This is a genomic window from Pseudarthrobacter chlorophenolicus, from assembly GCF_000962805.1.
Taxonomy (GTDB): Bacteria; Actinomycetota; Actinomycetes; order Actinomycetales; family Micrococcaceae; genus Arthrobacter; species Arthrobacter chlorophenolicus_A.
In genome coordinates this window covers 121,004-136,562 of sequence record NZ_JZTW01000010.1, presented here as the reverse complement: position 1 = coordinate 136,562, position 15,559 = coordinate 121,004, and the positions used below count along the sequence as shown (strand labels likewise).

The 15,559-nt window shown below is 66.1% G+C and carries 11 protein-coding genes; 9 read left to right on the top strand and 2 right to left on the bottom strand.

Annotation, left to right across the window (positions count from 1 at the left end; genetic code table 11):
* The first annotated feature begins 65 nt into the window (after positions 1 to 65).
* From UC32_RS11945 to holA, 8 genes are all read left to right on the top strand, one after another.
* A complete protein-coding gene (locus tag UC32_RS11945) occupies positions 66 to 1,916 on the top strand; it encodes a glycerol-3-phosphate dehydrogenase/oxidase (protein ID WP_235423655.1) in 1,851 nt (616 codons plus the stop codon).
* Positions 1,917 to 2,010: 94 nt separating this feature from the next.
* Complete coding sequence (locus UC32_RS11940) at positions 2,011 to 2,760, top strand: MIP/aquaporin family protein (RefSeq protein ID WP_045731427.1); 750 nt, start codon at positions 2,011 to 2,013, stop codon at positions 2,758 to 2,760.
* Between the two features lie 43 nt (positions 2,761 to 2,803).
* Positions 2,804 to 4,318 (top strand): glycerol kinase GlpK, encoded by a 1,515-nt coding sequence (gene glpK, locus UC32_RS11935; protein WP_045731426.1) that lies wholly within the window; start codon positions 2,804 to 2,806, stop codon positions 4,316 to 4,318.
* A 398-nt stretch (positions 4,319 to 4,716) separates the two neighbouring features.
* Complete coding sequence (gene leuS / locus UC32_RS11930) at positions 4,717 to 7,242, top strand: leucine--tRNA ligase (protein WP_045731425.1); 2,526 nt, start codon at positions 4,717 to 4,719, stop codon at positions 7,240 to 7,242.
* Between the two features lie 93 nt (positions 7,243 to 7,335).
* Positions 7,336 to 8,331: a DegV family protein gene (locus UC32_RS11925; protein ID WP_152642607.1), complete on the top strand. Its 996-nt coding sequence runs from the start codon at positions 7,336 to 7,338 to the stop codon at positions 8,329 to 8,331.
* 48 nt (positions 8,332 to 8,379) lie between these two features.
* On the top strand, positions 8,380 to 9,294 hold the full coding sequence (locus tag UC32_RS11920) for a helix-hairpin-helix domain-containing protein (protein ID WP_045731424.1): 915 nt from the start codon (positions 8,380 to 8,382) through the stop codon (positions 9,292 to 9,294).
* 205 nt (positions 9,295 to 9,499) lie between these two features.
* Positions 9,500 to 11,428 (top strand): ComEC/Rec2 family competence protein, encoded by a 1,929-nt coding sequence (locus UC32_RS11915; protein WP_235423654.1) that lies wholly within the window; start codon positions 9,500 to 9,502, stop codon positions 11,426 to 11,428.
* The gene (gene holA / locus UC32_RS11910; protein WP_045731422.1) at positions 11,362 to 12,378 is read left to right on the top strand and encodes a DNA polymerase III subunit delta; all 1,017 of its coding nucleotides are present in this window, start codon (positions 11,362 to 11,364) and stop codon (positions 12,376 to 12,378) included. The genes UC32_RS11915 and holA overlap by 67 nt, the downstream gene beginning before the upstream one ends.
* Before the next feature lie 175 nt (positions 12,379 to 12,553).
* Here the strand turns inward: holA and rpsT are convergent, their stop codons facing one another.
* Both rpsT and UC32_RS11900 read right to left on the bottom strand, forming a co-directional pair.
* Positions 12,554 to 12,814 (bottom strand): 30S ribosomal protein S20, encoded by a 261-nt coding sequence (gene rpsT, locus UC32_RS11905; RefSeq protein WP_015937172.1) that lies wholly within the window; start codon positions 12,812 to 12,814, stop codon positions 12,554 to 12,556.
* Between the two features lie 168 nt (positions 12,815 to 12,982).
* A complete protein-coding gene (locus UC32_RS11900; protein WP_045731421.1) occupies positions 12,983 to 13,531 on the bottom strand; it encodes a type II toxin-antitoxin system PemK/MazF family toxin in 549 nt (182 codons plus the stop codon).
* A 170-nt stretch (positions 13,532 to 13,701) separates the two neighbouring features.
* Here UC32_RS11900 and lepA point away from each other — a divergent pair, with 170 nt between their 5' ends.
* Complete coding sequence (lepA, locus tag UC32_RS11895; protein WP_082072088.1) at positions 13,702 to 15,558, top strand: translation elongation factor 4; 1,857 nt, start codon at positions 13,702 to 13,704, stop codon at positions 15,556 to 15,558.
* The last annotated feature ends 1 nt before the right edge of the window (position 15,559 follow it).

Below are 15,559 nucleotides of genomic sequence, written 5' to 3'. Positions count from 1 at the left end.
GACTCCATTTTCCATTACTCCAAAGAATGGTGCATACAGCGCCGCATCCACGGCGCGGACGCACCATGCACGCAAAGCCCAAGGGAGTCGTTTTGGGACCCAAGGATCCAACTGTCCAACCATCCGCAGCACCCGCGCCAAAGCCGGCAGCGGAACGTAATTCCGTCCACAACCTCAGGCTCCGGCCGCACGCGAAAGTGCTGGTGGTCGGCGGTGGCATCAACGGCGTCGGAACCTTCCGGGACCTCGCACTGCAGGGCGTTGACGTCGCCCTTGTGGAGCGCGGCGACTACTGCCAGGGCGCCAGCGGAGCGTCGTCGCACATGATCCACGGTGGCATCCGCTACCTGGAAAACGGCGAGTTCCGGCTGGTCCGCGAATCAGTGGTTGAACGCAACAGGCTGCTGCGGATCGCACCCCACTACGTCAAGCCGCTGCAGACCACCATTCCCATCTTCAGCACGTTCTCCGGCATCCTTTCGGCGCCGTTGCGGTTCGTGACGCACAAACAGCAGGGCAAGCCGAAGGAGCGCGGGGCCTTCCTCATCAAGCTGGGGCTGAGCCTCTACGATTCCTTCTCCAGGGACGGCGGCAGTGTTCCGCGGCACCAGTTCCGTGGACACAAGCGGGCCCTCGCAGAACTGCCGGACCTTCGTCCCGACGTCAAATACGCGGCCACCTACTTCGACGCCTCGGTGCACAACCCCGAGCGCCTCACCCTGGATGTGCTGCAGGACGGCGAGAAGGCAGGCCAGTCGACTCCGGGGGCAGCTGCCGGCCAGGGAAGCACGGCACGAGCCAGCAACTACCTTTCCCTGCAGTCCATGTCCTCCCGCCCCAATCCCGGCACCGGCAAGGGCGGCACCGTCCGGTTGCGCGACGAGCTGACGGGGGAGGAGTTCGACTTCACCGCCGACGTCATCGTGAACACCACCGGCGCCTGGGTGGACCTGACCAACGAAGCGATGGGCACCGCGTCGCGGTTCATGGGCGGTACGAAGGGCTCCCACATTGTGCTCGACTCTCCGGAACTGCTCGCTGCCTGCCGGGGCCGGGAAATATTCTTCGAACACACTGACGGCCGGATCGTCCTCATCTACCCGATGGGGGACCGGGTACTCGTTGGCACCACCGATGTCGATGCCGACATGTCACAGGACTCCGTCTGCACGGACGAGGAAATCGACTACTTCTTCGACCTGGTGGGGCATGTGTTCCCCAACATCCCGGTCACGCGCAACCAGATTGTCTACACCTTCTCAGGGGTGCGGCCGCTGCCCAGGCATGATGCCACCCAGCCGGGCTTCGTCTCCCGTGACTACCGCATCGAATCCCGCCGCCCGGCACCCACGGGGACCGGCGCCGTCGTACTCAGCCTGGTGGGCGGCAAATGGACCACCTTCCGTGCCCTTGCCGAACACCTCACCAACGAGGTCCTGGCAGAGCTCGGCATGCACCGCAAAATCTCCACGGCGCAGCTGCCCATCGGCGGCGGTGCAGGGTTCCCGGCGGACGACGCCGGAGTGCAGCGGTGGATCAAGGCCCACATGGGCCACGGCCGGGACGCGGACCGCACTGCCGGGCTCCTGACCCGGTACGGCACCCGCGCCGAAGCGGTGATCGAATACCTCGACGCCGGTCCGGACCGGCTCCTGCACTCAACCCGCGGACTGAGCGTCCGCGAACTTGAGTTCATGGCAGCCCACGAACAGGTGGGCCACCTCGTGGATGTGCTGATCCGGCGCACCTCCCTGGCTTTCCGGGGACTCGTGACGGGCGAACTCCTGAACGAGGTGGCCGGCATCCTGTCCGTTCCGCTGCAGTGGGACGCTGCTGCCCGGAGCGCTGAGGTCAGCCACGCCCAGGAAGTCCTGCAACGGCTGCACCGGGTGGAAACGCACAGCCTGGTCGCTTAAGGCCGGGCTGCCAGCCGGGGCGGGAAAACCCTCCCCGGCCCATGGCCCTTCAACCCGCGAAGGGCCGACAACCAAATAAAAAGAGGAGTCAAAGATGTCTCTTGGAATTGTTTTCTTATCCGAGGTGTTCGGGACGGCGATGCTGACCCTGCTGGGCTGCGGCGTCGTCGCGAACGTTGCCCTGCGGGGAACGAAAGGCAACAGCGGCGGATTCCTGATGGTCACCTGGGGATGGGGTATCGCCGTTTTCGCCGGCGTTTTCGTCGCTGCCAAGTCGGGCGCGCACCTGAATCCCGCCGTGACCCTCGGACTGCTGATCAACGGTAAGGCGGAGTACGCGCCCGATGTCCCCGTGGATGTGGCCTCAACGCTGACCTACTTCGCCGGTGAGATGGTGGGCGCCTTCCTTGGCGCTGTGGTCTGCTGGCTCGCCTACAAGCAGCACTTCGATACGGAAGAAGCCGCCGCCAGCAAGCTCGGCGTCTTCTCCACCGGCCCCGCCATCCGCTCCACCCCGTGGAACCTGGTGACAGAAATCATCGGCACCTTTGTGCTGGTCTTCGTCATCCTCACCTTCGGCGGCACCCCCTCCGGCCTCGGCCCGCTCGCTGTTGCACTGCTTGTCGTCGGTATCGGCGTATCCCTGGGTGGCCCCACCGGGTACGCCATCAACCCGGCCCGTGACCTTGGCCCCCGCATCGCCCATGCCCTGCTCCCGATCAAGGGCAAAGGCTCCAGTGACTGGGGCTACTCCTGGATTCCCGTCGTGGGCCCCCTGGTGGGCGGTGCCCTCGGCGGCATCGTAGCCAAGATCGCCCCCATCATCATCACCGCAGCAGCCTGAACAGCTGATCCAACCCATCCACCAACCAGACAAGGACGTCACCATGAACCAGTACGTAATCGCCATCGACCAGGGCACCACCAGTACGCGCGCCATCATTTTCGACCACAGCGGCGCCATTGTCTCCTCAGGCCAGATGGAACACGAGCAGATTTTCCCCAAAGCAGGGTGGGTGGAACACGATGCTGCGGAAATCTGGAACAACACCCGCGAAGTCATCGCCTCCGCCCTGTCCAAGGCGAACCTCACCCGGCACGATATCGCCGCCGTCGGCATCACCAACCAGCGCGAAACCGCTGTGGTGTGGGACAAGACCACCGGCGAGCCCGTGTACAACGCCATCGTGTGGCAGGACACCCGGACGCAGGACATCGTTGACGAGCTGTCCAAGGACGGCGGCGGTGACCGGTTCAAGCAGAAGGTGGGCCTGCCGCTGGCCACCTACTTTTCCGGCACGAAGATCAAATGGATCCTGGACAACGTTGACGGCGCACGGGAGAAGGCGGAGGCCGGCAACCTGGTCTTTGGCAACACCGACTGCTGGGTGCTGTGGAACCTGACCGGCGGCGTTGACGGCGGGGTGCACGTCACCGATGTCACCAACGCCTCCAGGACACTGTTCATGGACCTGGAAACCCTGCAGTGGGATGAGGAGATTCTCGGCATCTTCGGCGTTCCGCGCAGCATGATGCCGGAGATCAAGTCGTCCTCGGAGGTATACGGAACTGTCCACACTTCCCAGCTGCTGCGTGAAACCCCGGTGGCGGGCATCCTCGGCGACCAGCAGGCGGCGACCTTCGGCCAGGCGGCCTTCGAAACCGGCGAAGCCAAGAACACCTACGGCACCGGCTGCTTCCTGATCTTCAATACAGGCGAGGAAATCGTCCACTCGAAGAACGGGCTGCTCACCACTGTGGGTTACAAGCTGGGCGACGCCAAGCCCCACTACGCCCTGGAAGGCTCCATCGCTGTCACCGGTTCGCTCATCCAGTGGCTGCGGGACAACCTGGGCATGATCAGCAGCGCCCCCGAGGTCGAGTCTCTGGCCGCATCCGTTAAGGACAACGGTGGCGTCTACATCGTCCCGGCGTTCTCCGGCCTGTTCGCCCCCTACTGGCGCCCGGATGCTCGTGGTGCGATCGTGGGCCTCACCAGGTTCGTCAACAAGAACCACATTGCCCGCGCGGCGCTGGAAGCAACGGCCTTCCAGACCCGCGAGGTGCTGGACGCGGTCAACGCGGACTCCGGTGTTCCGCTGACGGAGCTGAAGGTCGACGGCGGCATGGTTGCCAATGATGCTCTGATGCAGTTCCAGGCAGACATCCTTGGCGTTCCCGTGATCCGTCCGAAGGTCATCGAGACCACGGCACTGGGCGCAGCGTACGCGGCAGGGCTGGCCGTGGGGTTCTGGAAGGACCTCGGTGAGCTCTCGTCCAACTGGTCCGAGGACAAGCGCTGGGACCCCCAGATGGACCAGGCTGAGCAGGAGCGCCAGATGCGGCTCTGGCGCAAGGCGGTTACCAAGTCCATGGAGTGGGTCGACGAGGACGTGAAGTAGCCCGCAACTGGCCCTGAGAGGGGCCGGAGACTCCCGCCCGCCCGTCCCCTGCTGCTCCCTGACACTCGCAAGACTCGTGTCGGGGCCCTCGCAGCAGGGGGCCCATCGCGGTGCCCACCACACCATGGCGGGGAGTCTCCGGCCCCTCTCTTCCGGTTGCCGCTCCCTCAGCCGCTCGTTTGCGACATACGCTGAGGGGGTGTGCGGGTGCGCTAAAGTAGGTCTATGCGTGCGATCCTTCTGCTTAGTTAGCCGCCGGCTCCGACTATCGGACAGCTGAGCGGCAGCCCCTCCTTGGTCGAGGGGCTTTTGTATGTCCGGGCCAGACCGGGCCGGCAGCAGGGGGATCAGGCCGTTATGGCAGCACACGTGCCGTAACAGAACAGAAGAGGGCAGCAGTGGGCGTTCAGCCGGAGACAGACACCGGAACAGCAGCAGTGGCGGCAGATGGGCCCGAAGAGGGCACCTACAGTTTTGCCGCGATGGAGACCAGATGGCCGCAGGTGTGGGAGGACCTCAAGGTCTTCACCCCGCTCGACGACGGCTCCAAGGAACGCCGCTACGTGCTGGACATGTTCCCCTACCCCTCCGGCGACCTGCACATGGGCCACGCGGAAGCCTTCGCCATGGGCGACGTGGTGGCCCGCTACCTTCGCCAGCAGGGCTTCGACGTGCTGCACCCGATCGGCTGGGACTCCTTCGGACTCCCGGCCGAAAACGCTGCCATCAAGCGCAACGCCCACCCCAGTGAGTGGACCTACACCAACATCGACACCCAGGCGGCGTCCTTCAAGCGTTACGCCATCTCCGCCGACTGGTCCCGCCGGCTGCACACGTCCGATCCCGAGTACTACCGTTGGACCCAGTGGCTGTTCAAGCGCTTCTACGAGCGCGGCCTGGCGTACCGGAAAAACTCCCCGGTCAACTGGTGCCCCAAGGACCAGACCGTCCTGGCCAACGAACAGGTGGTCAACGGCGCCTGCGAACGCTGCGGCACCGTGGTCACCAAGAAGTCACTGAACCAGTGGTACTTCAAGATCACCGATTACGCTGACCGCCTGCTCGACGACATGGAACAGCTCCGCGGACACTGGCCCGAGCGGGTCCTGGCGATGCAGAAGAACTGGATCGGCCGCTCCGAAGGTGCGCACGTCAACTTCGTCATCGAGGCCGACGGCGGCAAGCCCGCCAAGGACGTCACGGTCTTCACCACGCGCCCGGACACCCTGTACGGCGCCACGTTCTTCGTCGTCGCAGCGGACGCTCCTCTCGCCGTCGAACTCGTTACTGACGAGCACGCCGCGGCCCTGGATGAATACCGGGAAAAGGTTAAAGCCCTCTCCGAGATTGAGCGGCAGTCCACCGAACGGGAAAAGACCGGCGTGTTCACCGGCCGGTACGCCGTCAATCCGCTGAACGGCGAGAAGCTGCCGGTGTGGGCTGCGGACTACGTCCTCGCGGACTACGGAACCGGCGCCATCATGGCCGTGCCTGCCCACGACCAGCGCGACCTGGATTTTGCCAAGACGTTCGACCTGCCCGTCCGTGCCGTCCTGGACACCGGCGAGGAGGACCCTGCCGCTACGGGCACCGCCACCGCCGGAGAGGGCACCCTGATCAATTCCGGCGAGCTGGACGGCCTGCCCAAGGCAGAAGCCATTCCGGCGGCCATTGCCATCCTGGAGCGCCAGGGCACCGGCGAGAAGTTCGTGAACTTCCGGCTTCGTGACTGGCTCCTCAGCCGCCAGCGGTTCTGGGGCACGCCCATCCCCATCATCCACTGCCCCTCCTGTGGCGAGGTTCCCGTGCCGGACGAGCAGCTGCCCGTCACCCTCCCGTCGGACCTGCGCGGCGAGGACCTGGCCCCGAAGGGCACCTCCCCGCTGGCCGCGGCCGAAGACTGGGTCAACGTGGAATGCCCCAACTGCCACGGTGCCGCCAAGCGCGACACGGACACCATGGATACCTTCGTGGATTCGTCCTGGTACTTCCTGCGCTTCGTCTCACCGGACTACACCGGGGGGCCGTTCGATCCGGCCAAGATCAACGACTGGATGCCGGTGGGACAGTACGTCGGCGGCGTCGAGCACGCCATCCTCCACCTGCTGTATGCCCGCTTCTTCACCAAGGTCATCAACGATCTTGGCCTCATTGAAGCCAATGAGCCCTTCAGCGCCCTGCTCAACCAGGGGCAGGTGCTCAATGGCGGCAAAGCCATGAGCAAGTCCCTGGGCAACGGGGTGGACCTCGGCGAGCAGCTGGACAAGTACGGCGTGGATGCCGTCCGCCTGACCATGGTCTTCGCGTCCCCGCCTGAGGACGATGTTGACTGGGCAGACGTCTCCCCGTCCGGTTCCGCGAAGTTCCTCGCCCGGGCATGGCGCCTGGCCCAGGATGTGACCAGCGCCCCCGGAACCGGGGCCGGCACCGGCGACCGCGGGCTGCGCTCCGTCACGCACCGCACCATTGCAGACGCCGCCGAACTGCTTGACTCCAACAAGTTCAACGTCGTGGTGGCCAAGCTGATGGAACTCGTCAACGCCACCCGCAAAGCCATCGACTCCGGAGCCGGCGGGGCTGACCCCGCAGTGCGCGAAGCGGCCGAAGCAGTGGCAGTGATCCTCAGCCTGTTTGCCCCGTACACGGCTGAGGACATGTGGAACGTGCTGGGCCACCCGGCCTCCGTGGCCAACGCAGGCTGGCCCGCGCACGATCCTTCCCTGCTGGTCCAGGACACCGTCACGGCCGTGGTCCAGGTCCAGGGCAAGGTCCGGGACCGGCTGGAAATCTCTCCGGACATTTCCGAGGACAGCCTGCGGGAACTGGCCCTGGCCTCGGAGAACGTGCAGCGCGCACTGGACGGCCGCGGCATCCGCACGGTCATCGTCCGGGCACCTAAACTGGTCAACATCGTTCCGGCCTAGCCGCTGCTGCAACCAAAGCCGGAACCGGCCGCCCGTGACAGGGTGGCCGGTTCCGGCTTTTCCGGACCCTGCATGAGGACACCAGGAGGCAATGTGCCCAACAGTAAAGCCGCCCCCTGGCCCTGGGTCCGGGCACGCCTTTCCGCGCTGCGTCCGGCAGCCAGGCCCGGCGTAGCCGCCTCGGGTGCGGGCGCGCCTGTGGCGCGTACCGCCGTCGTCACCGATTCCGCGGCGGCGCTGCCGGTTGGCTATCTCCGCAGCTTGCCGGTGCACAGCCTCCTCACCATCACCCCGATGCCCGTCATGGTGGGTTCGGAGATTTACGGTGAGGGCGAGGACGACATCCTGGAAAACATTGCCCTGGCGTTGGCTGCGGGCACCCAGGTCAAAACATCGCGCCCTTCGCCCGGGCAGTTTGAACAGGCTTACCGGTCGCTGCAGCAACAGGGATACGAGTCGGTGGTTTCCATCCACATCTCGGGGGATCTCTCCGGAACGGCTGACTCGGCCCGGCTGGCATCCCAACGCGTGGGCATCCCCGTGCAGGTCATCGACTCACGCACTGTGGGCATGGCGCAGGGCATGGCCGTGCAGGCCGCTGTGAAGGCTGCCGCCGGGGGAGCCGGGCAGGAGGAAGTTGCCGCGGAGGCCGAGGCCCAAGCGAAGCGCACCAAGGTGTACTTCTATGTTCCCAGCCTGGAACAACTGCGCCGTGGCGGACGCATCGGCGCCGCCGCTTCGTTGTGGGGAACCATGCTGGCCATCAAGCCCCTCCTCGCGGTGGACGACGGCAAGATCATCCCGCTGGAAAAGGTGCGGTCGGCGGCGAAGGCCGTGGCGCGGTTGGAGGAAATCGTGGCTGCCGATGCCCAGGCCCGTCCCGCCAACAGTGTCCGGTTGGCGGTCCACCACTTCGGGAATCCGGAGGAGGCTGAAAGCCTTGCCGTTCGGCTTTCGGCCGCGTTGCCGCAGTGCCCGCCGCCGCAGATCAGCTCGCTGCCCGCCGTCCTGGCTGCCCATGCCGGCCTGGGCGTCCTTGCGGTGATCGTAGGCCAGGCCGACACCGCGCCCGGGAGCCTTTCCACATAGGCCCGGGCGTGGCTGTTGCCGGACCGGCACGATCCTTAGCGTTGAGATATGTCACGCCGGGATGCTGCAGCAGCAGGCCAGCGGGCGCTCCATGCCCGGGCCAGGCTGCAGGCAACCCTGGGTGGTGGGTCCAACGGGATGCTGGCCGTTGACCAGGCACAGGACAACGACGGCGGGGGCTTCGAGTACCGCGACGCGGAGGCCGGTGATTTGGTCGCCGGAGCTTCTCCGCCGGCGGAGCGCGGCGGGAGCACGCAGGCCTCGGCTGGCACCGGACCTTCGGTGCGCTGGAGGTTGGGCCTGCGGCTCGCCGTAGCGGTTGGCCTGCTGGCCGTCGCCGCCGGTGTCCTGTTCTGGTGGCAGACCGCCGGTGGACGGCCGGAAATCATGCCGTTGAACACCGTCAGCCGCGAGAGCACCCCGGCAGCGGAGGCAGCAACGGAAAGTCAGGCCGCCCCGGGCGGACTTGGGGAAGGCGCGGCCGCGGACGAGCCTTCCAAGGCGTCAGCGGATGCCATGGTGGTCCACGTATCAGGAGCCGTACTGGCACCCGGCGTGGTAACGCTGCCGGCCGGTAGCCGGGTCCATCAGGCCATTGCGGCTGCCGGCGGTGCGGCTGCCGACGCCGACCTGGACGTCCTCAACCTCGCAGCCGTGGCGGAAGACGGACAGAAAATCCACATCCCCCGTAATGGGGAACAGCCGGCCGGAGGCGGCGCAGGCCCCCAAGGCCAGGGAAGTACCGCTGCGCCCGGGGCCGCCGGAGCGGGTAGCAGGGTCAACATCAACACTGCCGGCGTCGATGAGCTGGACGCCCTGCCCAAGGTTGGCCCCGTCCTGGCCCAGCGGATCGTCGACTGGCGAAAAGAGCACGGTCCCTTCAGCGCGGTCGAAGACCTGGACGCTGTGGACGGCGTTGGCCCCAAGATGCTCGAAACGCTGCTGCCCTTGGTGACGGTCTGACATGCCGGTTGCCGAAGACGGGAAAAGCCCGGCACAGAGTTTGGGGCAGCGGCCTCCGAGCCCCTGGAACCGGTTTGTCGAGTCCGCGGTCCGGGGTTCAAAGGAAGGGCCGTCTCCCGGGGACGCAGGCCGGACCGCGGTTGCAGGCCAACTCGATGCACGTGGCGGGAACAGCCCGGCACCGGCGGCCAGGAAGACGGCCACCGTGGCAGGCCGGAGAAAGGGCGCCCTCCGGGCTGCCCGGGAAAGGGCCATCGGTGATGCCCGGCGCCGGCTGGGAATTCCAGACCGGGGCGCCCCAGCGGGGGAGAGCGGACCGTCAAGCGGAGGCACCGGCCCCCGGAAGCGCACCGATGTCCGCCTCGCCTTACCGGCTGTCCTGGTCTGGGGCGCCGCCGCAAGCGGGCTCTGGCTGGCGCCGGCCGTATTGCTGGGACTGTGCATCACCCTGACCGTCCTGGCTGCTTCATTTCTAATGCTTTTACGGGGCAGCAGGACACGCAGGAACTGTCGTGCAGGCGGCAGCTCCTGGATGGGGCACCGTCCGGCGGGGAGGAGTTTCCTGGCGACGGCTGCGGTGGGCCTGCTGCTCGCGGTGGCAGCGGCGGCCCACTCTTCGGTGTCCTCCAGCCAGCGGTCCGAGGGGCCTCTGGCCGAGGCGGTGGCGGCGGGAAAGTCCGTGGTGGCGGTGCTGGAGGTCGCCGGGGCGCCGCGGCCGCTTCCCACGCCCGGCCAGTCCGGGGCTTCAGCCAGATGGTCCGTCGCCGTGTGGACGCGGGAGGTAAGCACCGGCGGTGTGGTGCTGCGGACCCGGGCGCTGCTCGTCGTGACCGGCGGGAAGGACTGGGAACGGCTGGTCCCGGGGCAGACGGTGCGTGTTGCCGGCAAGCTCCGGCCGCCGGATCCGGGCAGGCTGGAGGCGGGCAACATGTCTGCGGCCACCGCCCCTGGCCTGAGGGGCAGCGGTCGGGGGCTGGAAGCAGCCGCCAAGGACCTGCGTGCGCGGTTTGTGGGTGCTTCCGCATTCCTGCCGGCCGATGCTGCAGGGCTGTTGCCCGGCATGGTCACGGGAGACACCAGCGCTATGGATGAAGGCCTGGCCAATGCCATGAAAACCGTCGGCATGACGCACCTGACAGCTGTCAGCGGGGCCAATTGCAGCTTGGTCCTCGGTGCGTTGTTGGCGGGGTGCCGCAGGCTCCGTCTCCCACGGGTTCCGGCTGCCGGCACCGCCTTGGCCGGACTGGGGCTCTTCGTTGTGCTGGTGGGCCCTGACGCCAGCGTCCTGCGCGCGGCCCTGATGGGTGCTGTTGGAATTGCTGCCCTGGCCGGTGGCCGGACCGGCCGCGGGCTCAGTTTTCTCTGCCTGGCAGTCATCGGCCTGCTGCTCCTGGATCCGTCGCTGGGTGGCAGCTTCGGGTTCTTGCTTTCCGTCCTGGCTACCCTGGGCATCATCCTGCTGGGCAGGCGCATCATGGACTGGACTCCTGCGGCCGTGCCCCGCTGGGCAGCCGCGGCTGTTGCGGTGCCGTTGTCGGCCCAGATGCTGTGCGGCCCCGTCATCGTCCTCCTGCAGCCGCAATTCTCCACCTTCGCGCTGGTGGCCAATGTGGCCGCGGCCCCGCTGGTGGCTCCGGTGACCCTGCTGGGAACGGCCGCCGTTCCGCTGCTGGCCGCTGCCCCGTGGGTGGCTGTGCCGATGATCGCCGTGGCGGGCACTTTCAGCGCCGGTGTTGCTGCGACGGCCCGGTTCTTTGCCAGGCTTCCGGGTTCGTCGTTGCCGTGGCCCGAGGGGGTTCCGGGTCTGCTGACAATGGCGGTTCTGTCAGCCCTCACCCTTGCCGCCGTCTGGGCAGTCGCACGGCCCCGCAACATCATTGCCCTCGTTTTCCGGTGCCATCGCCGGGTGGTCAGGATTCTGTGGCTATTGGAAGGACGCCCCGGGGCCGCACGGCGCCGGCACTGCCCGGACTCGTCAGCCAGCGGCCCCTTCTACGGCGGCTTTGCGGTTTGGCGCAGACGTGGCAGGCTTGAATTTCCCACAGATCTTTCCGGAAGGAACCCACCATGGCTGCTGCGCAAAAGCGCGGAACCCGCCCGCCGGCGTCGAATCCGGCAGCCTGGCGGGACGTGACTCCCGCGGCCATTGTCCTGGTGAGCGGGCCGGAAGATTACCTGGGTATCAGGGCCATGGACAGCGTCCGTTCCCAGGTCCGCCAGGCGGCTCCGGACGTTGAGGTAAGCCGGATCAACGCTGCGGCCTACGAACCCGGGTCCCTCCTGATGCAGGTCAGCCCTTCGCTTTTCGGTGAGAGCAAGCTGATCGAAGTCGAAGCGCTGGAAGCCATGAATGAGGCCTTCCTCACCGACGCGCTGTCCTACGTCGGCCAGCCGGCGGATGATGCCGTCCTGGTCCTCCGTCATGGCGGGGGTGCGCGTGGCAAGAAGCTCCTGGACGCTGTTCGGAAGGGCGGCTGGCCTGTGGTGGACTGCCAGCCGCTGAAAAAGGACACGGACAAGATGGCCTTCGTGTCCGCCGAATTCAAGGAAGCCCAGCGCCGTATCGACCAGGAGGCTGTGCTGGCCCTCGTGAATGCGGTGGGAGCCAACCTGTCCGAGCTTGCGGCAGCGTGCAGCCAACTCATTGCGGACTCGACCGGGACTGTCACGCCGGACGTCGTGGACCGCTATTACGGCGGGCGCGTGGAAGCTACGGCGTTTAAGGTGGCTGATGCCGCCATGGCCGGAAACGGTCCGCTGGCCCTTTCCACTCTGCGCCATGCACTGGCCACCGGGGCAGACCCCGTACCGCTGGTTGCAGCGCTGGCTGCGAAGCTCAGGACCGTGGCCCGGGTTGCCGGCGCATCCGGATCCGCGGCCCAGATTGCGGCCGAGCTGGGAATGCAGCCCTGGCTGGTTGAACAGGCCCAGCGTGACGTACGCCGGTGGACCCCTGACGGACTGGTGCGGTCCATCCAGGCCACGGCTGAAGCTGATGCACAGGTGAAGGGGTTGTCCCGCGACCCCGTCTACGCCGTGGAACATGCGGTGACGGTGATTTCCATGTCCGTCCAGGGCAGGTAGCGGCAAGGGCAGGAGCAACGCACCGGTCAGACATCAGCGCGGTGCGTTGGGAATGGTCTATGGGGACCACCAATGACCACCAATGACCACCAATGAGGTATCCCGGAGCTTAAAGGCGTGTGGCCGGTACCCGAGGGGTACCGGCCACATCCATCAGTTCATGGAACTGGAAACCTTACAGTGCGTTGACCTTCTTGGAGATCGCCGACTTGCGGTTCGCTGCGTTGTTCTTGTGCAGAACACCCTTGCTGACAGCCTTGTCCAGCTTGCGGCTGGCAGAAACGAGCGCAGTAGCAGCAGCGTCCTTGTCGGCGGACTCAACGGCCGTGTTGACGGCGCGGATGGCCGTCCTCAGCTCGGACTTGACTGCGTTGTTGCGCAGGCGTGCCTTTTCGTTGGTCAGGATGCGCTTCTTCTGGGACTTGATATTCGCCACGTGTGAACTCTCTTTGTAATGCGGAAATGGTCTAGAGGGCTTTCAAGCTGGCCTTGACTGAGCGGCGTGGGGATACCTATGGCGGCCAACCATCAGTGACCGTCGACCTGCACGGACACACAGCTAAAAATATTAGCAGGTCAGCTGCGCCACTGGCCAGTTTTCGTGCTAGGTCCAGCCGTGTCGCTTCCGGAGCCCGGCGGCAACGGCATCGAACCGCCCCCGGTCCAGTACGGCACCCTCCCTGCGGATGCTGTCCGGGAGGATCTGCAGCACCCGGTCCAGTTTCGCTTCGCTGGGCCGGCCCTGGCGGTCCCATCCGCCGGCCCCCACATCTATATAGGCCCCGGAGGTGGACGCTTCCGGTACCCGGTCCATGCTGGTGAGCATCAGCCCCAGCAGGTACTTTCCGTTGCGCCCCACGATGAGGACGGGCCGGTCCTTGCCGCGGGAGTAGTCCTCTTCAAAGGGGACCCACGTCCACACGACTTCGCCCGGATCGGGCTCGCCGTCCGGCTGCGGCGCATAACGGATCTCAGCCCTGCCGTTGAAATCCCCGGGATAGCCTGCAGGAGGAACGCCGCGTTGGGTGCCTGTTGCTTCCGTGCGGGCAGGTCGCGGAGCGGGACGCTGATGCGCTGTTGGTTTGTCCGCGTTCCGAAGCAGCCTCAGGCCGGCCCGGACAGCGTCACCCAGCATGCGGAAGTTGATAGCCATGCGGCCACCCTATAGCCCGGGCGCTGCAGGCGGGGTGGCTCCCATGCAGGTAATGCGGTGCCAGTGGCCAGGACGTGGGACACTGGTGGCTGAAGAAGTGCGGCTAATCCGCGGGCAGCATGTGGTGTGCCTGCCGGGGGCCGCGGAAAAGCCAACAGTAAGGACCCTGCGTGTCTCCCATGGCCCGCACCGCACCGGTGCCCGCCGCGACAGATCCGGCTATTATTCGGAACTTTTGCATCATCGCGCATATTGACCACGGCAAGTCCACCCTCGCTGACCGGATGCTGCAGTCCACCGGCGTGGTCCAGGCGCGTGACATGAAGGCCCAGTACCTGGACCGGATGGACATTGAGCGCGAACGCGGCATCACCATCAAGTCGCAGGCCGTGCGCATGCCGTGGGAGGTTGAAGGCGTCAGTTACGCGCTGAACATGATCGACACCCCGGGCCACGTGGACTTTACCTATGAGGTATCACGGTCCCTTGCGGCCTGCGAGGGCGCCATCCTGCTGGTGGACGCGGCCCAGGGTATTGAGGCCCAGACGCTTGCCAACCTGTACCTGGCGATGGAGAACAACCTCACCATCATCCCGGTGCTGAACAAGATCGATCTTCCGGCAGCGCAGCCGGAAAAGTATGCAGCTGAGCTTGCCAGCCTCATCGGCGGCGATCCCGAGGACGTGCTGCGCGTGTCCGGCAAGACCGGAGTTGGCGTGGAAGCGCTCCTGGACAAGATCGTCCGCGACCTGCCGGCGCCGGAAGGCAATCCCGACGCCCCGGCCCGTGCCATGATCTTCGACTCGGTTTACGATACCTACCGCGGCGTGGTGACCTATGTCCGCGTGGTGGACGGCATGCTCCACCCACGTGAACGCATCCAGATGATGTCCACCAGGGCCTCCCACGAGCTCCTGGAAATCGGCGTCAGCTCCCCGGAACCCACCCCCTCCAAGGGACTGGGCGTTGGCGAAGTGGGCTACCTGATCACCGGCGTGAAGGACGTCCGCCAGTCCAAGGTGGGCGACACCGTCACCAACCTGGCCAAGCCGGCCGCCGAGTCGCTTCCCGGCTACGCCGATGCCAAACCCATGGTGTTCTCCGGCCTCTACCCGCTGGACGGCGCCGACTACCCGGTACTGCGCGATGCCCTTGAGAAACTCATGCTCAACGATGCTGCGCTGGTGTACGAACCCGAAACCTCTGCGGCGCTGGGCTTCGGCTTCCGCGTGGGCTTCCTGGGCCTCCTCCACCTCGAGATCACCCGCGAACGCCTGGAGCGCGAGTACAACCTCGACCTCATTTCCACCGCTCCGAACGTGGAGTACGAGGTGACCCTGGAAGACAAAAAGGTGGTCCGGGTGACCAACCCCAGCGAGTACCCCACCGGCAAGATCGCCGAGGTCCGCGAGCCCATGGTTTCCGCCACCATCCTGGCCCCCAACGAGTTCGTCGGCGCCATCATGGAACTGTGCCAGTCACGCCGCGGCGTCATGGGCGGCATGGACTACCTCTCCGAGGACCGGGTGGAAATCCGCTACCGCCTGCCCCTGGCGGAAATCGTGTTCGACTTCTTCGACATCCTCAAGTCCAAAACCCGAGGCTACGGCTCCCTGGACTGGAAGGCCGACGGCGAACAGGTCGCCGACCTCGTGAAGGTGGACATCATGCTCCAGGGCGAACAGGTGGATGCCTTCAGTGCCATCACGCACCGGGAGAAGGCGTACGCCTACGGCGTGATGATGACCGGAAAGCTCCGCGAACTGATCCCGCGGCAGCAGTTCGAGGTGCCCATCCAGGCGGCCATTGGTTCCAGGATCATCGCCCGCGAAAGCATCCGGGCCATCCGCAAGGACGTCCTGGCCAAGTGCTACGGCGGTGACATCTCGCGTAAGCGCAAGCTGCTGGAGAAGCAAAAAGAAGGCAAGAAGCGCATGAAGATGGTGGGCACCGTGGAGGTGCCGCAGGAAGCGTTCATCGCCGCGCTCACCACCGACGAATCGAAGGATAAGGCCAAAAAGAAGTGAC